Raw genomic sequence first — 21,969 nt, forward strand, 5'->3', positions numbered from 1 at the left:
TGCGCGTGGCCGCGTTCCCGCCAGGAATTCGCGAAAATTTTTTACGGTGAGAAGATTCGGGATCAAGTGGTCGCCGTTCGCGCGCGCTGGAGAAAAGACGGAATTTGCGGACGCCGCGACCTGCAAGGACGGCCCGAATCTGTGCAAAACGGTTGAGGTGAGGGTTTTCGGGAGCTGCTCGAGGTGAGTCGCGCTTCGTAAACTCGCTTCACCGGCAACGGTGAGACGCACGCTATAGACGCGTATCACCACAGCCGGTATGCTCTCGCCAAATCCCTCCCTGACCAGACGCATGGCCACGAAACGCGCCAAGAAGACCGATGTAGTCAGCCCGAGCTCGGCCGAATTGCGCAAGGCCGTAGAGGCAATTGCGATTCAGCCGAAGAGCGGCAAAATCACGCTGCTCACCCGCAAGCTGTTCAACGTCCTTCTCGCCGTGGCCCAGCAAGCCGATGAAGCGGGCGACACGTATCGGGCCTTGCTGTCCGACATCGTCGCCAATTCCGCTTTCGATTCCAACGACACCGCGCTCGTCAAGGAGCACTTGCGGCGCATGGTGTCGGTGCAGGTCGAATGGAGCACGGGCACGTCCAGCCAGAAGCCGGGTCGCAAGTGGGGCATTTCTACACTGATCGCCGACGCGGAAATTCTGGAAGACCCCACGACCCGCCGCGTCTGGGTGGAATTCTCATTTGCGCCGAAGATCAAGAAGAAGCTGCTCGACCCGGTTCAGTATGCGCGTCTGAGTCTCCAATTCCAGAGCCAGTTGCGCAGCAGCGCGGGCCTTGCGTTGTACGAGATTTGCGTGCGCTATCTGACCAACCCGAGTCATCTGACGATGCGTGAGACGTGGGAATGGTGGCGCCCTATTCTGTCGGGGACGCCGGACACGGAAGCGGGCGACGAGGCGAAGCGTGAATACAAGTACTTCAAGCGCGATTACCTGCGCCCGGCAATTGCCGAAGTCAACGCGGTCACCAATATCTTCGTCGAATTGATCGAGCATCGCGAAGGCCGGCGTGTTGCCGAAATCCAGTTTCGTGTGACCGAGCGCAAGCAACCCATGCTCGCGCTCGACGAACATCCGAACGTGTTCGACAGCACGTTGGTCGATCGGATGGTGAAGATCGGCATTCCGCTGAAAGAAGCGCAAACGCTGTATGCCGACAGTGAAGAAAATCGTATTCGCGCCGCTTTGCAGATGACCGAGCAGCGCATGCGCAGCACGTCGTTGCCGCCTGTGCGCAGCGCGCCCGCGCTGTTCAAGGACGCGTTGAAGAAAGGCTACGCGCCGCCCGTCGAAGCGTTGCCCTCAGGCGGCGGCGGCAAGGCCGCGGTCGCGGCGCCCGCCGACGACCTCAAGGCGCGATTGCTCGACGAATACTCGGCACACCGTCGCAAGGAAGCGTACGAACTGTACAACGAGCAAGGTGAGTCTGAGCGGGAAATCGCGCGGCAATCGTTCGAGGAAGAACAGTTGCCGGCGCTCGGCACGCACATGCGGGACGACTGGCGTCGTCGTGGGCTGGATTCGAAAATTGTCGAAACGGCATTCTTCGACTGGCTGGCGCGTAAAACCTGGGGCGAGCCGACCGATGGCGACCTGCTCGCGTTCACGCTGAGCCAATCGCGCGTGGCTTGATCGATCGGTTAGTTTGGTGGGCTCAGTACGCTCACTGAGCGGCGGCCGCAGTCGCGTGCCGCCCCACTCTCTCGCGTTGCTACTGTTCCCTCTTACTTCAGCATCTTTTCAATTTGTCGCAGGATGTCGTCACGCTTCTCGCGCGCGAGACCCTTCAAACGCAGTTCGATTCGATCATCTCCGTACGATTTGAGATCGCCGACCGGCACACCGTCGAGTTTGATTTCCAGTCGCTGCGCGTAGCGCTGCCGGCCCGCCGGTTTGACGCTTTCCTGCGCGTTCGCCCTTCCCTTGACGATGTCCGCGACTTGCCGCGTGCTCAGATCGTCAGAGACGATTTTGTTGATCAGACGCAGCGTGGCGTCGGCACCCCGGGCGGTGTGATATCGACCCACGTGATACGCCATGTTTGAGCCAAAGCGGTCCGGGCGCGCGACCATTTCATGCATGACGGCCTCCGGCAACTTCGCGATGGACAGGGCGACCGCAACGGTCGATTCGTCCAGGCCGAGATGTTCGGCAAGCTCCTTCTGACTCTGAAAGTGGCGATCGTCGAGAAAGCGTTTCCAGACTACCGCGTTGTCGAAGACCGTCTGCGAATCGCGTTGGACGTTCAGGTCATAGCCGAGCTTGTAGCTCTGGATGCCGATCGGCAGATCGATGACGATCGCCTTCACCGATTCCTTGTTCGCTTCTTTCAACGCTCGCACGCGGCGGCCACCGTCGCTGACGAAGTAGGTGCCGGGATTGTCGTAATCGGGAATGACGTGAATCGCCTGCTGCTGCCCCTGCTTTGCCAGATTGACGGCAAGCTCCGCAATCGACGCCTTTAGATAGAAGTGGCGAGGATTGAATGGGCTCGGCTTGATGCTCTTCAGCGGGAGTTCGATGACCTGGTTCGGTCGGTATCCATGCTCGATCCTCCACGCGCGGTAGGCCGCCGATTCATCGGCTGCGTCGGCGGTGTCGGCCTGCAGGACGTCCTGCGGCACGACGACAGCCGACATTGCGCGTCCTGCGGCTTCGCTACTCGTGGGGCCGTTCTTGACCAGGCCGTCGATGGCATTCAGACGGTCGAGAGCGGTTCGCTTTTCGCTACTTGTCGTATCAGGACGTGCTTGAAAGCCTTTGGCAAATTGGGAGGGTTTCATTCAGGGTCCTTTATGCGCATAAATTTCACGGGAGCAACGCTGCGATTTCGTTCGCGCATGCCCGTACTTCGATGGCGGCGAGTTTGGCGCCGCGGTCGTTCATCTGAAGCACCGTTTGTCCTAACGCCATTGCCTGCTTGTAGGCTTCGCGCGTCGGGATCTGGGTCTTCAGCAGAGGGAAGCCGAGTTCTTCCAAAGCGCGCTTCAGTTCGCGCGTCAGCATCCGTTTTTCTTCCGTCTTGTTGAGCAGAAAGACTGCGCGCAGGTCTTCGTTCATCACTTGGGCTTGCTGCACCAGCTTGACCAGCCCGATGCTCGACCAGTAGTCGGCCGGTGATGACGATGTCGGGATGACTGCGACGCTCGCCGCTAGCAAGACGACGCCAGAGACCTTTTCGGTAATGGACGGCGGGCAGTCGACGATGATGATGTCGTAGTCAGCCACGAACTTCTTGATCTCGCGATGGATCTGGCTGCCTGCTTCGGAGAGATTGACGACAGCGAAGGGAATGCCGGTGTCGCCGTCTGATGATGCACTGGCCCAGTGGATCAGTGTGTTTTGGCCGTCTGCGTCTACGACGAGGACGCGTTTGCCTTTCTCGTGAAACGCAGCGCCGAGATGCATCGCGATTGTGCTCTTCCCGACCCCGCCCTTCTGTTGTGTTACCGCGATGATTTCCGCTGCCAAATTTCACCTCCTCTTTTTAAGCGCAAATGGATTTTACCTGGATGAATTCGCATTTCAATCGTTTTGTGGAAAACAAGATAAGAATTAGCCGTTTGGATAAGGTTTATGCGCATAAACGTGGGCGCAAGCGAAATGGCGGCGAGATTAAGGCTGGTCTGGCGGAATAGGATGGCCGGACATTAGGCAATGTCCAACGGAGTAGCTGACGGGCGAGGGTCGTTGCTATCTCTCCGTGCGTCCGCCCCACCTGGCTCTGCTATTCGAGCGTCGTTATGGCCAACTTTGGAGGAGTCTCGAAGCGCTTCGAGACCAGTCGAAGAGACGAGTGCGGTCACGACGGGCGGTTGTCATGTTGCATAGCGAGCGGTCGACTTTATGCGCATAAAGTTTGCGACAGCTAGACTTGGACTGGCTCCTAGTGCTCAATGGACTGGTGGTGCGCTTGTGCAGCACTCGGTTTCGACATTTGTGGGTAACGTGCGTCGCAACGGCAACGGCAACGGCAACGGCAACGGCAACGGCAACGGCAACGGCAACGAAGGCGAAGGCGAAGGCGAAGGCGAAGGCGAAGGCGAAGGCGAAGGCGAAGGCGAAGGCGAAGGCGAAGGCGAAGGCGAAGGCGAAGGCGAAGGCGAAGGCGAAGGCGAAGGCGAAGGCGAAGGACCTCTCGATCAAGTATTCTCTACCCCGGTGACATCGACGCGCACGGTGCGCGATCAATTCGTGGCGATTTGCCGCCTATCTTCGCATACGGTTTATGCGCATAAACTGTACTAGCCGGTACTCGACCGGTCAGACAATGTCAGCAGAGATGTCTTCCACTCCCGACTGAGGGGATGATTCTCCGGAACGAGTCGAACCTCAAGCCTGCGCCTTTGGCGCACCGCTTCCCGGCTTCGGGCTTGACCTTTTCCTCGCCCCGGAACGACAGCTATCAAGTCGGGAGTGACGAAATGAACAGACACTGTCTGTCGAGTCAAGTGCTGCTGTCTACACATAAACCGTGTTAGGCCGCGTCTGTAGCGCAGGTGAGCGGCGCACTGTTTCCGACGTACCTTCTCCTGCCGATCCCCGTGCGACCCGACTCTCATCACCTTCGAACACATCCGCGCCTCGACACGCATCTCTGCCAAACTTGCCCCGTGCAGCGATGCAAAAACAAAAAAAGCGTAATCACCTGAACAAAAAATCTAGCGCTGACGCCGTTCCGCAATCCACTGTGAACTACGCGCCTCCGCTGACCAAACGAGAAATCCCCGACGCCAACACATGCAATCCCTCTGCCGCAAAATTCCTATCTCCAACAGATCTACCGTATTCCCCGTCCACCCTCATCGTCGTAAACCAACGAGTCCTCAACGCAAAGCGAAGGGCTGCCCAGACCAACCCCCACCCGCTAAAATCCCCACAGCAGAAAAATTCCCCGCAACAGACAACGCTCACTTTCACAGCCATGATCACGATCTACCACAACCCGCGCTGCTCCAAATCCCGAGCCACTTGCGAGCTAGTCACCAGCACCTACAACACCGCCAACGAAACGACTGAAGTCATCGAATACCTGAAACAGCCGTTGAGCGTCGCACAACTCAAACAACTCAACGCTCAATTGGGCTGTCCAGTCCGCGCGATGATCCGCGACACCGAAGCCGAATACAAAGAACTCCAACTTGCCGATACCACACTGACCGACGCTCAGTTATACGAAGCATTGGCGAAGCACCCCATCCTCCTGCAACGACCGATCGTCGTGCGAAACGGGCGCGCCGTGATTGGCCGCCCACCGGAGAACGTTGCGGCGCTGTTCTCCTGAGCCTCCCAACAAATCGCATCACATAACGGGGTCAACACATAGCCGTCAGCGCCCCTAGACGCTGGTCGGCAGCGCCGCTTCCTTCGTGATGATCCTCGTCGGAATGATGTGCAGATCGCTGAACGTATCCGCGATACGTTGCTGTTCCGCAAGTACCTTCGCATCGACGGGCTTATACACATGCGCGTAGTGCCGCAAGCCCGCTTCGATCACCCCCGCGTCGAGTCCTTGAATCGGGGCGAGCTGCGCAGCAGCCTCGCTGTAATGACCTCGCACCCACTCGCCCTCTTTGCCGACTTCGTCGATCACGATCGCCAGCACCTCGCCGTTTTGCTGCGCGAACGGCCGCGCGCTCAGGAAGAACTGATGGTGGCTCACGATCCCGTCGGCATCCGCGAGCAAGCGCGCGTTCGACTGCCGCTTCGCCGCTTCGAGAAACGGATCCCAGATCGCCCATGCGTCGATGGCGCCTCGTTCGAAGGCCGCGCGTGCATCGGCGGGCGGGAGGTAGACAGGCTGAATCTCGCTGAACTTCACGCCGTTCTTCTGCAACGCGGCGACCAGAAACCAGTGCACGTCCGAGCCTTTGTTCAGTGCGATTTTCTTGCCCTTCAAATCGGCCAATGTCTTGATCGGCGAACTCTGATGCACGAGGATGCCTTCGGCGTGCGGCGTCGGAATTTCATAGGCGGTGTAGACGAAATTCGCGCCGGCTGCCTGCGCGAACACCGGCGGCGCCTCGCCGACATAGCCGAAGTCGATCGCGCCGACGTTCAGCCCTTCCAGCAATTGCGGGCCGGCCGGAAACTCGGTCCATTTGACGGCGACGCCGAGCGGCGCGAGCCGCTTTTCGAGCGTGCCATGCGACTTCAGCAACACCAGCGTACTGGCCGCTTTCTGATAGCCGATGCGAAGCTCTTTGGCGTGCGCGTCGGCGGCAAAAGCGAAACCGGGAATGACGGGCAACGCGGCGGCGGCCAGCGATGCGCCCGCGCCGGCAAGGAACGCGCGGCGCGTAAGTTGAAAATGATGAGACATGGAGATGCTCGTTAAGAAGACGGACGCGAAACGGACCGATTGGCTCCGACAATAGTTCGTCTGCAAAGCTGGGCGAACCGATAAATTCGCATAAGCAAATCACGCGTGCGGGCGAAGCATCTGGGCCGCCTCCTGCGCGCGTCGGCGCCTCGCGCCACCACTGGCCGCTACAATTCGTCCTCCCCGCAAGACCGCGGCTGCGTCATTCGATTGAAAGGGACACTGTGACGACAACACTTACGCCGTGGGCATCCCACGACACTCAACTCATACTGTCATGTGCGCTTGGGCTCGCACTGATCATCATTTTCATCAGCGCGCTAAAGCTCGCGCCGTTTCTCTCGATTCTGGTCGGCACGTTCGCGGCCGGTTTTGCCGCCGGCCTGCCGCTCGAAGCGGTCGCGAGTGCATTCAGCAAAGGCGCGGGAGCGTTGCTCGGCGACGTCGGCATCATCATTGCGCTGGGGGCGATGCTCGGTGCGCTGATGGCCGAATCGGGGGCCGCCGACCGGCTCGTCTCGACCATTCTCAAGCACTCCACGCCGCGCACGCTGCCGTGGATGATGGCCGTGGTCGCGCTGATCATCGGCTTGCCACTCTTCTTCGAAGTCGGCCTCGTGATGATGGTGCCGATCATCTTCGTGATGGCGCGCCGTTCGCAGCAGCCGATCCTGCGCATCGCGATTCCCGCGCTGGCTGGCATGACGACGCTGCACGCGTTGCTGCCGCCGCATCCGGGTCCGCTGATCGCGGTCAGCGCGCTGCATGCCGACCTCGGCCTGACGCTCGGCCTCGGCCTGATCGTCGCGATTCCCGCAGTGGTTCTTGCGGGTCCGCTCTACGGCATCTGGCTGTCCAAACGCATGCATGTGGCCGAACCGGAAGAACTGGGCAAGCTCTTCAGCGCGCAGCAAAACACCGCCGAGCCGCCGAGCTTCGCGATCTCGCTCATCACGATCCTGTTGCCCGTGGTGCTGATGCTAGGCCGCACGGTCGCCAAGCTGCTGCTTCAGCCCGAGACGTTCCTGTTCAACACGTTGAATTTCCTGGGTGAACCACTCGTCGCGCTCGGCCTCACCGTGCTGTTCGCGGTGGTGGCGCTCGGCTGGTCGCGTGGGATGGCGCGCGAGCGCGTCGGCGGCATTCTGCGTAAAAGCTTGCCGCCGATCGCCGCGCTGCTGCTGACCATCGGCGCGGGCGGCGGACTGAAGCAGGCACTCGTGGTCGCGGGCATCAGCACGACCATCGGCAAGATCGCGGTGGGTGCGCACCTGCCGCTGATTCTGCTGGCCTGGCTGATCGCCGTCGCGTTGCGTCAGGCGACGGGCTCGGCGACTGTCGCTACCACCACGACGGCCGGTATCGTCGCGCCGGTCGTCGCCGGCCTGAGCGCGACGCACAATTCGCTGCTGGCGCTTGCGATCGGCGCGGGATCGGTGTTCTTCTGTCACGTGAACGACGCCGGCTTCTGGATGGTGCGCGAATATTTTGGGCTGCAATTGAAACAGACGGTGGCGGTCTGGTCGGTGTTGCAGACGATCGTGTCCGTCGTCGGCCTTGCGCTGACGCTCGTGTTGTGGAGCGTGTTGACCTGACCACGCACCGGCTGCAAGGGCGTCGACGGGATGTGATGGTCACGCGGCCTTTTCCGGGCGGCCAGCGCCGCTTACACTTGCCGGCAAGCGAGGCGCGCCCCGTGCCTTGCGCCCTCAGAAAAGCGGAGTCGCCGCCATGCTCGAACTCAGGCCGTCCTGCGAAGGATGCGGCAAGTCGCTGCCCCCGAACGCGTCCGACGCGATGATTTGCACGTACGAATGCACGTTCTGCGAAGTCTGCGCGCTCAGCCGGCTGCGCAATGTCTGTCCGAATTGCGGCGGCAATTTCCAGCATCGGCCGATTCGCACGCGCGCGCAGCTGGCGAAGCATCCGGCGAGCACGGATGCGCATTCTGTCGCGATCGACGAAGCGTCGCACGCGCGGTTTTTCGAACGCTATCGGGACACGCCGGCTGACGAGCGTTGACGCCGCAGTGGTGTGCATAGGCGGTGAACTGCGCGTGGATACACGCTTGCGATGCCGCGGAGGCGCCGACGCTTAGCCACGCACCCACGCCAGGCTTCACTCGTCGCGCGCCGCCCCATCCATCGTCTCGATCCCGCTCACCGAATGCGCCGCCACACGCAACAGGCGGATCTGCTTGCGATAGTTGCGGCAACCACTGCAAGTCGGCAGATGCAGCCGGATCGCCACCCATTCGCCGGTCGTCAACGATCGGTCCAGCGCGTCGGATAACAGGCGCGTGATGTTCTTACAGTTCCCCATTCGCATCCTCGCTGGCCAGGCCCTTTTCACTGAGGCAAGTGCGCAAGCGCAGTCGCGCACGGTAGATCAGCACGCTGCAGTGGTTGGCGTTGATCTGCAGTTCGGCGCAAATGGCCTCGGTATCGAGATCGAGGAATTCGCGCATCATGAAAACGCGTCCGATATGTTCGGGCAGATTTTCCAGGCACATCTCGAACAAGGTCCAGAACTGTTGCCGACGCAAGGCGGTTTCGGGCGTCGGCCATGGGCGCGGCTTGGTGTCGCGCGACCAGTGGCCGTTGTCCTTGAACAGTTCGCGATCGAGCAGCGCTTCGCCGTCGAGTTCGGTTTCGAGCGCCGACAGGTTGATCGTGCGTTGCCGGGCTCGCAAGGTGTCGACGAGCTTGTGGCGCAAGATGCCGAACACCCAGGTCTTATGTTCCGACTGCCCGTCGAAGCGCTCGGCGTGCGTCCATGCGGCGGCCAGTGCCTCCTGCACGGCGTCTTCGGCGGCTGCGGCGTCGCGCAACTGCAAACGGGCGAAGCGCACCAGATCGCGCCGCAATTGCGTCAGATAAACGGGATCGTCGAGCGCCGCAGTCCCTACCTGCGCCATGGCATGCTCCGCCGCCGCGCCTTCGGCTGAAGCGCGTGATCTCTTGAAACGAGGTAGTTCATGAACGTGTAGGTGTCCTGGCGCGGGATGCGCGTGCGTGCGCCATTCTCCCTCACGCTCTTGCGCAAGCGAATTGGTGTTGAACATATGCCCATCGACAAAGCGATAACCGGATGAGCTTGGTCGCGGGGGCGGGCGCGTTATGACACGTTGCGACAGAAGAAAAAAATTATTGCGAAAACTGAAATCAAGAGTCCCAGCTATCTGGCCCCGTCCTCTCACGCCCACGGAGTATAAATAGACGATCTTCAGCAAGTACCGTCACCTCGGAGCCCTTACAGATTGTTTCGGTAATTGAAAAAATATCTTCTCGTCTTCGGTATTTGTAAGCAGGCACTGGATCGCTATTCTTCAGCCATCGATCGCACCTGATCGCGAACCAAACGCTGAAGAGGAGTAGCACCATGAAACGCATTCTGTCCGCCCTGATCGCTTCTGTCGCCCTGTTTGCAGCCGCTTCCGGCGCAGCCCACGCTGCGGCTCCGGCGCAGTGCAACGGCCCGGCATCGTACTGCAACGTGTTCTTCGGTAACTAATCGGCTGACGGGCACGTCACGGACTGTCGTGCCGACGACGAAAGTCCGTCATCGAGGAAGTTTTGAAGCAAAAAAAGGGCGCCGAATGAAAACGGCGCCCTTTTTGCGAAAACGGGAATTTACTTGCCCCCAATTGCCCGTTCGTCCGCTCCAAGATCGCCGCGAGGCGAGGTTCAATGAGCGCTGGCGCACATAGCAACGTCGCTCTTCGTTGCTGCCGGCGGCTCCGGTTTGTCTCCGGTCAGGAACCCCCGCAGCACCCGTTTGCCTCAAATCGTCATGGACCGGAGGCATGCTTGATTGACAAGGCAAAAGTACCAGTTATCCACAAGGTTATTCAGCGATTCTGTGGATAACTTTGCGAGGCGTGAGGTTATCCACCGCCTGTTCGTGCACGACGGTTTCGGTGCGCCGGGACCTTGGCATCTGCTTCTCCTGTCGCCCCCCTCGCGAGGCTTTTGCCTATGATGGGCAGTTCGTACCCTTTGCGCGTCGAGCGCCTCACATCAAGGAAGCGAACCATGGCCCATCACATTGGAGTTGTCGTCGGCAGCCTGCGACGGGATTCGTTCAACCGACAACTGGCTCAAGCGGTGATCTCGCTGGCACCGTCCGACTTCACCTTCGAATTCATCGACATCGCCTCGTTGCCGCTCTACAGCCAGGAATACGACCCCGACTATCCCGAGGCCGGCAAGCACTTGAAGCAGCGCGTCGAAGCGGCCGATGGCCTGTTGTTCGTCACCCCCGAATACAACCGCTCGATCCCCGGCGTGCTGAAGAACGCGCTCGACTGGGCATCGCGTCCGTGGGGCACGAACTCATGGCGCAATAAGCCCGCCGCGGTGCTCGGCACCTCGGTCGGCGCAACCGGCTCGGCGCTGGCGCAGCAGCATCTGCGCAATGTGCTCGCCTATCTCGATGTCGCGACCATGGGGCAACCCGAGGTGTTCATCAAGCACGATCCGGCGGTCATCAACGAAAAGGGCGAGATCGTGAACGACCGTACGCGCAAGTTCCTGCAGACTTTCGTCGATAGTTACGTCGTCTGGGTCAAGCGGCACACGGCTGCGTGACCGACGTCCCCTCATGACTCGCGTGGCTCGCAGACCGGCTTGCCGTGTGCGATGCGACGCGTCGGCGGCACCCAGCTTCCATGCAGGGCCGCCGCCGCGCTTACCTCTCTATACGTGGTGATGCCCCGTCACCCGTTCCCACCCGTGGCGCACCGCTAGCTTGAAACGCTCCCAGGTGCTGTCCGGCGACGTGGTTTCCCAATGACGCCGAGCTTCCGGCTCGATGTCGTCCCACGGACGATCACGAAACCGCGCGTCCTGGCCGATCTCCGCGCCATACCGGTAAGCCGGCACATAGTCTTCATAGCGCGCACTGTCGGCCGCGTACTGCTCGTCATAGTGCGAGCGGAAATCTTCTTCGTATTCCAGATATTCGTTCGGCATCTGGCCGCCCAGACCGGCGGTCGGCTGCCCCGCTTCCGAGACGACTTCCGATGGCGGCTGCATCACCGCGCCTGAGCCCGGCACCGAACCGGCGGCGATCGCGCTGCGGCCTGCATCGCCGACAAGAGGATCGATCACCGGCTCATTGACCGGATCGACGGTAGGCCGTTCGTTGACAGGCGGCGGCACGAACGGTTCGGCAGGCGTGGTTGCCGGCGGCACCGGATGCAACGGATCGCCCGTTCCGGCCGGCCGCGTGGCTGCGGTGGTCGTCGTCGTAGTCGTTGCGCTCGGCGTAGTCATACCGGACGTAGCAGGTGTTGTCATGCTCGAAGTCCGCGGCGTGCCCGACGTCATCGCACCGATGCCCAGTTCGTCGAGGATCGAATGATCGCGGCTTGCCGGCGCTTGCACATCCCAGCCGGGCAGGCGGTCACCGATGTCGGTGGCCCCAAGCCTCGTCAACGTAGTGCGGGCGAGTTCCGCATGCGCTTCGCTGGTTGCGTGGACGCACACCAGCACCGCGCCGCGCCGCACGGCTTCGGCATAGCGCGCGGCTTCCGATTCGCGCGAACTGCTGGTGAACAGGCTCGACAAAAAGCGCTCGATATTCGCCAGCACGCCGGAGTTGGCGACTTCGCCGGTGGCCGAGTCGACCGACGGTTCCGGATTCGCCTGCAACTCGATCGTGTCGCGCGCCAGGCCGATCTGTACGAGCGTGTCACGCGCGCCTTCCGCTTGCGTGTAGGTGTCGAATAAACCAATCACGGTATATTGCATGGCTGTCTCCCGGCGTTTTAGGCGGAACGGGCAACGCGGGAACGCGCCGCCCCCTCGTCAGTTTGCGCTGCAACGATCATGCCGGAGCGAGTTCACGCGGCCGCGCGGCCCGTCACACGAGCCAGCGCGGAGCCGGTTGCGCAAACCCGCGCACAAAATGCGCTGCCGCGCCGCCACGCTTTTACAACCACAGGTAAATGACACCCGGCTCGCGTGAGCTTGCCGACGCCCACTGAGCCCACTGAGCCCACCGAGCCCGCTGAGCCCGCTGAGCCCGCTGAGCCCGCTGAGCCCGCTGAGCCCGCTGAGCCCGCTGAGCCCGCTGAGCCCGCTGAGCCCGCTGAGCCCGCTGAGCCCGCTGAGCCCGCTGAGCCCGCTGACCCCGCTGACCCCGCTGACCCCGCTGACCCCGCTGACCCCGCTGACCCCGCACAAGCCCGCCAACGCTGCCCCTTACTCCGCCGGATGCGTGGCCGGATCGCTACCCGCCTGCGCCACGTCGCGCTGGATCGTTTCGAGCAGCTTTTCCAGCAAGCCGATATCGAACGGCTTGGAGAGCACCCTCACGTCCACCCGCCGCGCGCGGTCGAGTTCTTCCGCGTAACCGGTGACGAGAATCACCGGCAGCTTCACGTCGAAGGCCAGGATCGCCTCGGCCAGATCGATGCCGTTCTTCGTCCCCGGCATATGAATGTCCGACAGCACCAGATCGAACGGTAGCGGCTCGCCGGTGCGCGCCCGCCGCGCATTGGCATCGTCGAACAGATGCAGCGCGGTGTCGGCATTGAACACGCAAGTGACCTGGTGGCCCATCATCTGCAGCAGCGCTTCGGTGCCGGCGGCCACTTCCGCATTGTCCTCGACCAGCAGGATGCGCAGCCCCTGCGCCGCAGCGCTCTCGTCGGCGCTCGTTTCGGCCGGTCCGGGCGCCTCAGGCTCGGCGGCGGCGCGCGGAAGATAAAGGCGCACCGAGGTGCCCGCGCCGACCGCGCTGTCGATCGCGGCCAGCCCGCCTGAGCTCTCGCAGAACGCGAAAACCTGCGGCAAGCCGAGCCCTGTGCCCATGCCTTTCGGCTTGGTCGTGAAAAGCGGTTCGAAGGCGCGCGCCAGCACGTCGGGCGCCATGCCGACGCCGGTATCCTCGAGGGACAGTTGCACGAAGTCGCCGGTCAGCGGAAAGCCGTCCTCGTGACGGAAGGTGATATTGCTCGCGCGCAACGTGAAGCGCCCGCCGTTCGGCATCGCGTCGCGCGCGTTGACGGCGACGTTGATCAGCGCAAGTTCGAGTTCGGCGACGTCGACGCGCATCGGCCAGGTCTCGACGCCGGGGTCGATCACGAGTGACACCTTCGCGCCGAGCGACGCGCGCAGCAATTCGCGGCACGTCGGCAGCCAGCGTTCGAGCGCCAGCGTTTCGGTGCGCAACGGCTGCTTGCGCGCGACGCCGAGCAATTGCCGGGTCAGCGACTGGCCGCTCTTCAGAGCGCGCTCCATCGCCGACAGTTCGCGGTCGAGGCCGGCCACGCCGAGCCGCCGCGCGATCTGCACGTTCGACGAGAGGATCATCAGCAGGTTGTTGAAGTCGTGCGCGACGCTGCCGACCAGCGTACCGAGCGCCTCCATCTTGCGCGACTGGCGATACGCCGATTCGATCGAGCGGCGCATCGACGCTTCGGCCTGCCAGCGCTCCCACGCTTCCTCTTCGGCGCCCAGACGCCGCAGCGACAGCCAGATGACGCACCACAGCGCGATCGACGGCATGAACATCGACACGATCAGCACGCTCAGGTGCCGGTACCACGCGGCCCAGATCGCGGACGTGCGATAGCCGCACAGCACGTACACGGGATACGAACCGACATGCCGGAACGCGAGGATCAGATTGTCGCCGTCGACGTTCGAGCGCATGCGTACGACCCCGGCGCGACGCCCCTGCGTGATGGCTTCGGCGAACGGCGAAGCCGGCGCCATCGCCGTGGGCTCACGCGGGCTGCGCGGATAGTGCGCGAGGATCGCGCCGTCCGTGCGCACGAGACTCATGATCATCGGCGTGCTGTTGCTGCCGCCGAGCAGTTCGCGGTAGAACGCGTCGAAGTAGCTGGGCCGCAGCGCCACCGAGACCACCCCGGCGAACGAGCCGTCGGCGGCGCGCCGCTCCACGCCCATGTTGAACACCTGTTCTCCAGCCACATGCCCGGTCATTACCTTCGACACGTGTTCGAGATCCTTGCCGCCGCGAATGCCGACGAAGTCGTCGCGCTGGTCGATCGACAGTATCGGCGACGGGTAATAACGGCTGGTGGCGAGCAAGTCCCCGCCGCGCCCGAAGATCGACACGGCGGCGACTTGCGGATAGCCGCCGCCCATCGTGCGCAGCTTGTCGTGAATCTCTGCTTCGCGGGCGCGGATGCCGTCGTCGTCCAGACCTTCGGTCAGGTCGATGATGCGCGCGTTGAGCGTCTCGTTCATGTCGAACACTTTCAGCGCGTGCTCTTCCGCGATCCGCACCGTGCGCAACGTCATGTCGGTGGCGTCGGCCTCGCGCGTGCGCAGATCGGTGAGCGCCATTGCCGCGACATACAGACACGGCAGCACGATCGCCGCGGCCAGCAGCGCGATCAGCGTGATGCGCCGCACGTGGAAATTCTGCTCCGGCACGACGGGAAACGACGCCCCGTCCGCTTGAGCACCCGTGCGGCGCGAGTGGCGGGAACCGCGGAACAAGCGGCTCGCGCGAGGCGGGTCGAACCGGTCTGGTGTCATTTTCGTTAATGCCAAAATCATTCAGGACCAAAAGGCCGGCAACCGGCTACATACAAGAAGCATACACAGAGCGGTGGTAGAAGTTACCTCGGCGCATCGTCCGGCGCTGGCGCGGGCATTCGTCTGTTCTTTAAACAGCGACGAATCCGGAAGCGCAAACGTAGTCAAAAGTATAAATATCAAAGAAAGTCTTTCAGAGCTATCGAAACGTTTTTAGAAACCGCGTCTTGTGGGAAAATATCTTTATTGAATAACAATTTGGCGAGTTGCCTTTACGCGGTTTTGATTCGAGAATCCGTCCAACGATAAAAATCCGTCTGCCATGTTCGGACGACGACTTCGCCGCGAGGGCCTCCAGAGCATGCGTCACTACGCGTGCGCCGAGGTGCGCGCGGAACCACGCGCGGCAGGGGGCCAGCCTGATCCACGGAGCCGCGCAGATCGATCTACGGGGAAGGCTTCGAACATGCCGGTCATAGCCGTCGTCCAAGGTGCGCGCTTGTATCCATACGGGCCCGTCCGATCCATCAAAGGCGCGTCACCGCGCGCGCTCCACGTTCTTCGCACCCAGCAACCTGCGTCCCAGCCCGCTGCATCGCGTTTTACCGCGAGTCGACAGCGCTTGCGCTAAAGAAATCGTCTTGGTTCGCCGTTAATGCGTAACAGATAATTTCGTTTTTCCGAGTCGCCCATGTCTTTGCCCATTGTGATCGCCGATGATTCGCTGCTTGCCCGCAAGGTGCTCACCCGGGCATTGCCGCCGGACTGGGAAGTCGACGTGTCCTACGCATCGAACGGGCGCGAAGCGCTCGCTCTGTATCGCGAAGGCAAGGCGTCGGTGATGTTCCTCGACCTGACGATGCCGGACATGACCGGCTATCAGGTGCTGGAAGCATTGCAGCACGAGGATCTGAACACCTTCGTGATCGTCGTCTCCGCCGATGTTCAGCCGATGGCCCAGGCGCGCGTGCGCGCGCTCGGCGCCGCCGCGTTCATCGCCAAGCCCGTGACGCCCGAGGCGGTACTGCCCATCCTCAAGGAGTACGGGTTGTATGTCTGAGCCAATCCTCACCGAAGACCAGCGCGACGCGCTGCAAGAGGTCGCCAATCTGGCGATGGGCCAGGCCGCGACGCGGCTTGCGCGGCTGCTCGATTCGTTCATCGAATTGTCCGTGCCGCGCGTGAAGCTGGTGGCGGTCAGCGAGGCGGCGCAGGCGCTGCGCGAGATGACCGGGATCGAGGACACGGTGAGCGCGGTGCGCCAGGGCTTTCGCTCCGACATCAAGGGCGAGGCGCTGGTGATCTGCCGCAGCGACTGCATCGCGCAGTTGTGCTCGCTCGTCAGCGATCCGTACGCGCGTTCGAGCTATGAGGCGGTGAGTCAGACGGAGCTGATGTTCGACGTCGCCAACGTGCTGACGGGCGCGTGCGTGTCGTCGATTCTCGACCAGCTCGGCCGTACCCCGGTGTTCTCCGCGCCGGGCATGCTCGGCGAAGCGATGACGCTCGACGAAGTGTTCCAGCCCGGCGTCTTGCAATGGGAAGTCGCGCTGCTGGTCGAAGTGAACTTCGCGCTAGAGGATCACACGTTCCGTGCGCACCTCGTGGTGCTGATGGCCGAGGAGTCCATCCGTCACATGAGCGTGGCGCTCGACGCGCTGCTGTCGAGCCTATGAGCGTATCCGTGGATTCGTTGAGCGATCTGGTGGTCGAGCGCGTCGGCTTCGGCATCTTCGTGCTCGACCGCGAGATGAACGTGCTCATGTGGAACCGCTTCATGCAGGACCACAGCGGGCTGTCGTCGGAGCAGGTGGTCGGCAAGTCACTGTTCACCCACTTTCCGGAACTGCCGCGCGTGTGGTTCTCGCGCAAGCTGGAAAGCGTGTTTCAGCTGGGCAGTTTTGCGTTCAGCTCGTGGGAACAGCGGCCGTATCTGTTCAGGTTCGATCACGACCGGCCGATTACCGGCGGCGTCGATTTCATGCAGCAGGACGTCACGTTCATGCCGCTCACGCGTGATCGCGAAGTGGTCGCCGTGTGCGTGACGATCTCGGATGTCACGCACGTGAGCATCGTGCAGCGCGAGCGCGAGGAGGCGGTCGCCAAGCTGCAGGAATACGCGGACCGCGACGGTCTGACGGGCATCGCCAACCGCCGCTTCTTCGAAGCGCATCTGCGTGATGAGTTCACGCGCTGGCAGCGCTATGGCGGCGACATGTCGATGTTGCTGTTCGATCTCGACCACTTCAAGAAGATCAACGATCAGTTCGGCCACGGCGTCGGCGACACGGTGCTGCGCGTGATGGCGCAGCGCGTCGCCGGGGTGGTGCGGGCGCAGGACACCTTCGGGCGTTTCGGCGGCGAGGAGTTCGCGTTGCTGCTGCCTTGTACGCCGCTTGCCGACGCGATGCGCGTCGCCGAGAAAATCCGCGGCGTGATCGCCGACACGCCGGTCGAGGTGCAGGGCACGAGCGTGCCGGTGACAGCGAGCGTCGGCGGCGCTGGGGCGCGCGTGGGCGTGCCGGCGTATGACGTGCTGATCAACGAAGCCGATGCGGCGCTCTACAGCGCGAAGCGGCAAGGGCGCAACCGCTCGGTCTCGTTTGGCTGACGGTGTGGGGCGTGTGAGGCAAGGGGCGGAACGGGCGGCGGCCAGAACGGCGTGTTTCGTCGCCAAACGACGCGACACGACGCGGCGCACACGCCGCGCTGCGCACCGCCTGTCGTCGTCCGCCACGCAGCCAACCTTTCCTTCCTGCCCCAATTCACCCACGAAACTGCGGCGTCTTGCAAACGTTGATATACTTTTCGCCGTTTCCGGCTTGCCAGCCGGGTATTTCGCGCGTGTCCGCGCGCGCGGGCTACCTGCCCTGCGGGTAGGCATAAACCCTCTTTGAACGCCTTTCAGCGGGCGCCTCCAGCGGAGATCGTCTTGGCTGTTTCCAATCTTGTCGTGGACGATACAGAAATCGACGCCGCTGCCGCCACGTCCGGCAGCTCGTTCTATCTCGCCATGCGCATCCTGCCGGCCGCGCAGCGCGATGCGATGTATCAGGTCTACGCCTTCTGCCGCGCAGTCGACGACATCGCCGACAGCGACATGCCGCGCGCCGAACGTGCCGCCGCGCTCGAACGCTGGCGCGCCGACATCGACGCGTGTTACGCCGGCGCGCCGCGTGCGTCGTTGCGCGCGCTGACGCGGCACATTCACACGTTTCATCTGCAGCGCGAAGACTTTCACGCGATGATCGACGGCATGGCGATGGACGCCGCCGCCGACATCTGCGCGCCCGACGACGCCACGCTCGACCTCTACTGCGACCGCGTCGCCAGCGCGGCGGGCCGTCTATCGGTGAGGATATTCGGGATGCAGGACGAGCCCGGCCGGCTGCTCGCGCACCACCTGGGCCGCGCGCTGCAACTGACCAACATCCTGCGCGATATCGACGAAGACGCCGGCATCAACCGTTGCTATCTGCCGCATGAACTGCTGGCGCGCGAAGGCATCGCGGTGACGAGCCCGGCGCAGATCGCCGACGACCCGTCGCTGCCGCGCGTGTGCGCGACGCTTGCCGAGCGCGCGCGGGAACACTTTGCCGCGTCCGACGCGATCATGGATCGCGAGCCGCGCAGCCATGTGCGGGCGCCGCGCATCATGTCGGGCGTCTATCGCCTGCTGTTCGAACGCACGCTGGAGCGCGGCTTCGACATTCCGCGCACGAAGGTCAGCAAGCCGAAGCTGCGCATGCTGTGGATCGTCGCGCGTTACGCGCTCTTCTGAGCTGATGCCGAAGCTCGTACATGTGGTCGGTGCGGGCCTCGCCGGTCTGGCCGCCGCGGTGCAGCTCCAGCGGCGCGGCGCCCAGGTCGTGCTGCATGAAGCAGCGGCCCAGGCGGGCGGCCGCTGCCGTTCGTACTACGACGCGAAGCTGGGCGCGACCATCGACAGCGGCAATCACATGGTGCTGTCGGGCAATGCCGCGACGCTCAACTATGCGCGCGCGATCGGCGCCGCCGACGAACTCGCCGGCCCGCAGCAGCCCGAGTTTCCGTTCGTGGATCTCGCCACGCGGGCGCGCTGGAGCGTGCGCCTGTCGCCGGGACGCCTGCCGTGGTGGATCTTCGACCCGAACGCGCGGGTGCCGAATACGGGCCCAAGCGACTATCTGGCGCTCGTGCCACTGCTTTTCGCCAAGCCCGGGCGCAGCGTCGCGCAGACCATGCGTTGCAACGGCCCGCTGTGGGACCGGCTGCTCAGGCCGCTGTTGCACGCGCTGCTGAACGTCGAGCCGCGTGAAGCGTCGGCCGAACTGACCGGCGCGATGGTGCGCGAGGCCTTGCTGGCCGGCGGCCTCGCCTGCCGGCCGCTGGTGGCGCGCAACGGCCTGGGCAGCGCGTTCGTCGATCCGGCGTTGCGCCTGCTGCAACATGGCGGCGCGACGATCCAGCTGGGTTCGCGCTTGAGGGAAATCGTGTTCGCCGCCAACGGTGGCCGCGTGCAGGTGCTGAATTTCGTCGACGGCGACATCACGCTCGACGCCAACCAGGCGGTGATTCTCGCGTTGCCGCCTGAGATCGCACCGACCCTCGTGCCGGGTCTGCGGGCGCCCACCCGCTTCGCCGCGACCGTCAATGTGCATTTCGCGGTCGAGCCGCCGTTCGGTGTGCCGCCGGTCACCGGTCTGCTCAACTCGACGGCCGAATGGCTGATCGCGTTCGACGACCGCCTGTCGGTCACGGTCAACGCGGCCGAGCGTCTGCTCGACATGCCGCACGAAGCCCTCGCGAACAGCGTCTGGGCCGAGGTGGCCCAGGCCGCCAATCTTCCTGCCGCGCCGCTGCCGGCCTGGCAGGTCGTAATGGAAAAACGCGCGACGTTTGCCGCGCTGCCCGACCAGGAAACGCTGCGTCCGGGCACGCGCACTCGCTGGAACAACCTGATGCTCGCGGGCGACTGGACGGCCACCGGCCTGCCCGCGACGATTGAAGGCGCGATCCGCTCCGGCCAGAAGGCCGCGGATACGTTGCTGAATGAACCGATGGAACGCCGATGAACGATTTATCTCAAGCCCAGGCGCTGGACGCCGACCTGCCTGAATCCGCTGGCGCGTCGCTCGACGCGCCGGCTATCGCGACACAAGCGCAGACACAAGTGCAAACGCAAGCCGAAAAGCAGGCGGCCGTAACGCCGACAGCGTCGCTGGACGTCGCGATCACACGCGCGACCGACGCCATTCTCGCCGCGCAAAAGCCGGACGGCCACTGGGTCTACGAACTCGAAGCCGACGCGACGATCCCCGCCGAATACGTGCTACTGGTTCACTACCTCGGCGAAACGCCGAATCTCGAACTGGAGCAGAAGATCGCGCGCTATCTGCGCCGCATCCAGTTGCCCAACGGCGGCTGGCCGCTCTTCACCGACGGCGCGCTCGACGTCAGCGCTAGCGTGAAGGCGTACTTCGCGCTGAAGATGATCGGCGACCCGGCGGACGCCGAACACATGGTCCGCGCGCGCGAGGCGATTCTGGCCCACGGCGGCGCGGAACACGTGAACGTCTTCACGCGGATTCTGCTCGCGCTGTTCGGCGTGGTGTCGTGGCGCGCCGTGCCGATGATGCCCGTCGAGATCATGCTGTTGCCGATGTGGTTCCCGTTCCATCTGTCGAAGGTGTCGTACTGGGCGCGCACGGTGATCGTGCCGCTGCTGGTGCTCAACGCGAAGCGGCCGCTCGCGCGCAATCCGCGCCGCGTGCGCATCGACGAGCTGTTCCGCGGCGCGCCGGTCAACACCGGCATGAACGCGCGGGCGCCGCATCAGCACGCCGGCTGGTTCGGCTTCTTCCGCGGCGTGGACGCGGTGGTGCGCGCGCTCGACGGCCTGTTCCCGAAGGCCACGCGCGAACACGCGGTGCGTGCGGCGGTGGCGTTCGTCGACGAGCGGCTGAACGGCGAAGACGGTCTCGGCGCGATTTTCCCCGCGATGGCCAACTCGGTGATGATGTACGACGTGCTCGGCTATCCGGCCGATCATCCGAATCGCGCGATCGCTCGCCAATCGATCGACAAGCTGCTCGTTATCAAGGATGACGAAGCATATTGCCAGCCGTGTTTGTCGCCGGTGTGGGACACGTCGCTCGCGGCGCACGCGCTGCTCGAAACCGGCGAAGCGCATGCCGAGCAGGCGGCCGAACGCGGACTCGCGTGGCTGCGTCCGCTGCAGATTCTCGACGTGCGCGGCGACTGGATCTCGCGGCGGCCGAACGTGCGGCCGGGCGGCTGGGCGTTCCAGTACAACAACCCGCACTATCCGGACGTCGACGATACGGCGGTGGTCGTGATGGCGATGCAGCGCTCGGCGGCGCTCACGCAGTCCGCGGTCGATCGCCAAGCCATTGCGCGCGCGCGCGAATGGGTGCTCGGCATGCAAAGCAGCGACGGCGGCTGGGGCGCGTTCGAGCCGGAAAATACCCAGTACTACCTGAACAACATTCCCTTCTCCGACCACGGCGCGTTGCTCGATCCACCCACTGCGGACGTGTCGGGCCGCTGTCTTTCGATGCTCGCGCAACTCGGTGAAATGCCGCAGAACAGCGAGCCGGCGCAACGCGCATTCGCGTACATGCTGCAAGAGCAGGAGTCGGACGGCAGCTGGTACGGTCGTTGGGGCCTGAACTACATCTACGGCACGTGGACCGCGTTGTGTTCGCTGAACGCAGCCGGCATGGCGCACGACGACCCGCACATGAGGCGCGCCGTCCAGTGGCTGCTGTCGATCCAGAATCCGGACGGCGGCTGGGGCGAGGGCGGCGAGAGCTACAAGCTCGACTATCGCGGCTACGAGCGCGCGCCGAGCACGGCCTCGCAGACCGCATGGGCGCTGATGGGCCTGATGGCGGCCGGCGAGGTCGATCACGAAGCCGTCGCGCGCGGCGTCGACTATTTGCAGCGCGAACAGCGTGAGCATGGCTTGTGGGACGAAACGCGCTTCACCGCGACCGGTTTCCCGCGCGTGTTCTATCTGCGCTACCACGGCTATCGCAAGTTCTTCCCGCTGTGGGCGCTGGCGCGCTTCCGCCATTTGAAGCGCAACGGGCTCACGCGCGTCGCCGTCGGGATGTAAC

21 protein-coding genes are annotated in these 21,969 nt (G+C 63.4%); 14 read left to right on the forward strand and 7 right to left on the reverse strand.

Annotated elements, in window-relative coordinates; all coding sequences use genetic code 11:
• Positions 1-292 precede the first annotated feature (292 nt).
• The gene (locus tag FVF58_RS14895) at positions 293-1,642 is read left to right on the forward strand and encodes a replication initiation protein (protein ID WP_149670669.1); all 1,350 of its coding nucleotides are present in this window, start codon (positions 293-295) and stop codon (positions 1,640-1,642) included.
• A 92-nt stretch (positions 1,643-1,734) separates the two neighbouring features.
• Here the strand turns inward: FVF58_RS14895 and FVF58_RS14900 are convergent, their stop codons facing one another.
• Complete coding sequence (locus FVF58_RS14900) at positions 1,735-2,793, reverse strand: ParB/RepB/Spo0J family partition protein (RefSeq protein WP_149670670.1); 1,059 nt, start codon at positions 2,791-2,793, stop codon at positions 1,735-1,737.
• Positions 2,794-2,818: 25 nt separating this feature from the next.
• Positions 2,819-3,481, reverse strand: a complete 663-nt coding sequence (gene parA, locus FVF58_RS14905; RefSeq protein ID WP_149670671.1) for a ParA family partition ATPase — start codon at positions 3,479-3,481, stop codon at positions 2,819-2,821.
• Between the two features lie 41 nt (positions 3,482-3,522).
• Between parA and FVF58_RS54170 the strand changes: the two genes are divergently transcribed.
• The 3 genes from FVF58_RS54170 (at position 3,523) to arsC (ending at position 5,294) form a co-directional block, all read left to right on the forward strand.
• Complete coding sequence (locus FVF58_RS54170) at positions 3,523-3,648, forward strand: hypothetical protein (RefSeq protein ID WP_281291208.1); 126 nt, start codon at positions 3,523-3,525, stop codon at positions 3,646-3,648.
• Positions 3,649-3,925: 277 nt separating this feature from the next.
• Positions 3,926-4,258 carry a hypothetical protein gene (locus FVF58_RS14910; protein WP_149670672.1) on the forward strand — a complete coding sequence of 111 codons (333 nt, stop codon included), beginning with the start codon at positions 3,926-3,928 and terminating at the stop codon, positions 4,256-4,258.
• Positions 4,259-4,934: 676 nt separating this feature from the next.
• Positions 4,935-5,294, forward strand: coding sequence for an arsenate reductase (glutaredoxin) (gene arsC, locus FVF58_RS14915; RefSeq protein ID WP_149670701.1), 360 nt, complete (start codon positions 4,935-4,937; stop codon positions 5,292-5,294).
• A 54-nt stretch (positions 5,295-5,348) separates the two neighbouring features.
• Here the strand turns inward: arsC and FVF58_RS14920 are convergent, their stop codons facing one another.
• Positions 5,349-6,332: a sulfonate ABC transporter substrate-binding protein gene (locus tag FVF58_RS14920; RefSeq protein ID WP_149670673.1), complete on the reverse strand. Its 984-nt coding sequence runs from the start codon at positions 6,330-6,332 to the stop codon at positions 5,349-5,351.
• 224 nt (positions 6,333-6,556) lie between these two features.
• Here FVF58_RS14920 and FVF58_RS14925 point away from each other — a divergent pair, with 224 nt between their 5' ends.
• Together FVF58_RS14925 and FVF58_RS14930 are read left to right on the forward strand one after the other, a co-directional pair.
• On the forward strand, positions 6,557-7,927 hold the full coding sequence (locus tag FVF58_RS14925) for a GntT/GntP/DsdX family permease (RefSeq protein ID WP_149670674.1): 1,371 nt from the start codon (positions 6,557-6,559) through the stop codon (positions 7,925-7,927).
• A 136-nt stretch (positions 7,928-8,063) separates the two neighbouring features.
• Complete coding sequence (locus tag FVF58_RS14930) at positions 8,064-8,354, forward strand: DUF1272 domain-containing protein (protein WP_149670675.1); 291 nt, start codon at positions 8,064-8,066, stop codon at positions 8,352-8,354.
• Between the two features lie 96 nt (positions 8,355-8,450).
• Here the strand turns inward: FVF58_RS14930 and FVF58_RS14935 are convergent, their stop codons facing one another.
• Positions 8,451-8,654 (reverse strand): zf-HC2 domain-containing protein, encoded by a 204-nt coding sequence (locus FVF58_RS14935; RefSeq protein WP_149670676.1) that lies wholly within the window; start codon positions 8,652-8,654, stop codon positions 8,451-8,453.
• Complete coding sequence (locus FVF58_RS14940) at positions 8,641-9,249, reverse strand: RNA polymerase factor sigma-70 (RefSeq protein ID WP_149670677.1); 609 nt, start codon at positions 9,247-9,249, stop codon at positions 8,641-8,643. The genes FVF58_RS14935 and FVF58_RS14940 overlap by 14 nt, the downstream gene beginning before the upstream one ends.
• 464 nt (positions 9,250-9,713) lie before the next feature.
• Here FVF58_RS14940 and FVF58_RS54175 point away from each other — a divergent pair, with 464 nt between their 5' ends.
• Complete coding sequence (locus tag FVF58_RS54175; RefSeq protein ID WP_257030615.1) at positions 9,714-9,845, forward strand: hypothetical protein; 132 nt, start codon at positions 9,714-9,716, stop codon at positions 9,843-9,845.
• Positions 9,846-10,366: 521 nt separating this feature from the next.
• The gene (locus tag FVF58_RS14945; protein WP_149670678.1) at positions 10,367-10,921 is read left to right on the forward strand and encodes an NADPH-dependent FMN reductase; all 555 of its coding nucleotides are present in this window, start codon (positions 10,367-10,369) and stop codon (positions 10,919-10,921) included.
• A gap of 108 nt (positions 10,922-11,029) precedes the next feature.
• Here the strand turns inward: FVF58_RS14945 and FVF58_RS14950 are convergent, their stop codons facing one another.
• The gene (locus tag FVF58_RS14950; RefSeq protein ID WP_149670679.1) at positions 11,030-12,085 is read right to left on the reverse strand and encodes a hypothetical protein; all 1,056 of its coding nucleotides are present in this window, start codon (positions 12,083-12,085) and stop codon (positions 11,030-11,032) included.
• A 453-nt stretch (positions 12,086-12,538) separates the two neighbouring features.
• Positions 12,539-14,848 carry a hybrid sensor histidine kinase/response regulator gene (locus FVF58_RS14960; RefSeq protein WP_149670680.1) on the reverse strand — a complete coding sequence of 770 codons (2,310 nt, stop codon included), beginning with the start codon at positions 14,846-14,848 and terminating at the stop codon, positions 12,539-12,541.
• A gap of 691 nt (positions 14,849-15,539) precedes the next feature.
• On the opposite strand from FVF58_RS14960, the gene FVF58_RS14965 reads away from it, so the two are divergent.
• The 6 genes from FVF58_RS14965 to shc all read left to right on the forward strand — a co-directional run bounded on the left by FVF58_RS14965 (position 15,540) and on the right by shc (position 21,968).
• Positions 15,540-15,908 carry a response regulator gene (locus FVF58_RS14965; protein WP_149670681.1) on the forward strand — a complete coding sequence of 123 codons (369 nt, stop codon included), beginning with the start codon at positions 15,540-15,542 and terminating at the stop codon, positions 15,906-15,908.
• Entirely contained in the window at positions 15,901-16,524 is a 624-nt protein-coding gene (locus tag FVF58_RS14970; protein ID WP_149670682.1) for a chemotaxis protein CheC, read from the forward strand. Before FVF58_RS14965 ends, FVF58_RS14970 begins: the two co-directional genes overlap by 8 nt.
• Positions 16,521-17,459: a sensor domain-containing diguanylate cyclase gene (locus FVF58_RS14975; protein ID WP_149670683.1), complete on the forward strand. Its 939-nt coding sequence runs from the start codon at positions 16,521-16,523 to the stop codon at positions 17,457-17,459. The genes FVF58_RS14970 and FVF58_RS14975 overlap by 4 nt, the downstream gene beginning before the upstream one ends.
• A 321-nt stretch (positions 17,460-17,780) precedes the next feature.
• Entirely contained in the window at positions 17,781-18,629 is an 849-nt protein-coding gene (hpnD, locus tag FVF58_RS14980; RefSeq protein ID WP_149670684.1) for a presqualene diphosphate synthase HpnD, read from the forward strand.
• A 4-nt stretch (positions 18,630-18,633) separates the two neighbouring features.
• Positions 18,634-19,902, forward strand: a complete 1,269-nt coding sequence (gene hpnE / locus FVF58_RS14985) for a hydroxysqualene dehydroxylase HpnE (protein ID WP_149670685.1) — start codon at positions 18,634-18,636, stop codon at positions 19,900-19,902.
• Positions 19,899-21,968 carry a squalene--hopene cyclase gene (shc, locus tag FVF58_RS14990; RefSeq protein ID WP_149670686.1) on the forward strand — a complete coding sequence of 690 codons (2,070 nt, stop codon included), beginning with the start codon at positions 19,899-19,901 and terminating at the stop codon, positions 21,966-21,968. The genes hpnE and shc overlap by 4 nt, the downstream gene beginning before the upstream one ends.
• Position 21,969: the final 1 nt, after the last annotated feature.

It is taken from the genome of Paraburkholderia panacisoli (assembly GCF_008369935.1).
GTDB classification, from domain to species: Bacteria; Pseudomonadota; Gammaproteobacteria; order Burkholderiales; family Burkholderiaceae; genus Paraburkholderia; species Paraburkholderia panacisoli.

Excerpts from the sequence above, each read along its gene's own strand:
- FVF58_RS14895 (WP_149670669.1), top strand. The coding sequence starts at position 293 with ATGGCCACGAAACGCGCCAAGAAGACCGATGTAGTCAGCCCGAGCTCG.
- FVF58_RS14900 (WP_149670670.1), bottom strand. The coding sequence starts at position 2,793 with ATGAAACCCTCCCAATTTGCCAAAGGCTTTCAAGCACGTCCTGATACG.
- FVF58_RS54170 (WP_281291208.1), top strand. The coding sequence starts at position 3,523 with ATGAATTCGCATTTCAATCGTTTTGTGGAAAACAAGATAAGAATTAGC.
- arsC (WP_149670701.1), top strand. The coding sequence starts at position 4,935 with ATGATCACGATCTACCACAACCCGCGCTGCTCCAAATCCCGAGCCACT.
- FVF58_RS14920 (WP_149670673.1), bottom strand. The coding sequence starts at position 6,332 with ATGTCTCATCATTTTCAACTTACGCGCCGCGCGTTCCTTGCCGGCGCG.
- FVF58_RS14930 (WP_149670675.1), top strand. The coding sequence starts at position 8,064 with ATGCTCGAACTCAGGCCGTCCTGCGAAGGATGCGGCAAGTCGCTGCCC.
- FVF58_RS14935 (WP_149670676.1), bottom strand. The coding sequence starts at position 8,654 with ATGGGGAACTGTAAGAACATCACGCGCCTGTTATCCGACGCGCTGGAC.
- FVF58_RS14940 (WP_149670677.1), bottom strand. The coding sequence starts at position 9,249 with ATGGCGCAGGTAGGGACTGCGGCGCTCGACGATCCCGTTTATCTGACG.
- FVF58_RS54175 (WP_257030615.1), top strand. The coding sequence starts at position 9,714 with ATGAAACGCATTCTGTCCGCCCTGATCGCTTCTGTCGCCCTGTTTGCA.
- FVF58_RS14945 (WP_149670678.1), top strand. The coding sequence starts at position 10,367 with ATGGCCCATCACATTGGAGTTGTCGTCGGCAGCCTGCGACGGGATTCG.
- FVF58_RS14950 (WP_149670679.1), bottom strand. The coding sequence starts at position 12,085 with ATGCAATATACCGTGATTGGTTTATTCGACACCTACACGCAAGCGGAA.
- FVF58_RS14960 (WP_149670680.1), bottom strand. The coding sequence starts at position 14,848 with ATGACACCAGACCGGTTCGACCCGCCTCGCGCGAGCCGCTTGTTCCGC.
- FVF58_RS14965 (WP_149670681.1), top strand. The coding sequence starts at position 15,540 with ATGTCTTTGCCCATTGTGATCGCCGATGATTCGCTGCTTGCCCGCAAG.
- FVF58_RS14970 (WP_149670682.1), top strand. The coding sequence starts at position 15,901 with ATGTCTGAGCCAATCCTCACCGAAGACCAGCGCGACGCGCTGCAAGAG.
- FVF58_RS14975 (WP_149670683.1), top strand. The coding sequence starts at position 16,521 with ATGAGCGTATCCGTGGATTCGTTGAGCGATCTGGTGGTCGAGCGCGTC.
- hpnE (WP_149670685.1), top strand. The coding sequence starts at position 18,634 with ATGCCGAAGCTCGTACATGTGGTCGGTGCGGGCCTCGCCGGTCTGGCC.
- shc (WP_149670686.1), top strand. The coding sequence starts at position 19,899 with ATGAACGATTTATCTCAAGCCCAGGCGCTGGACGCCGACCTGCCTGAA.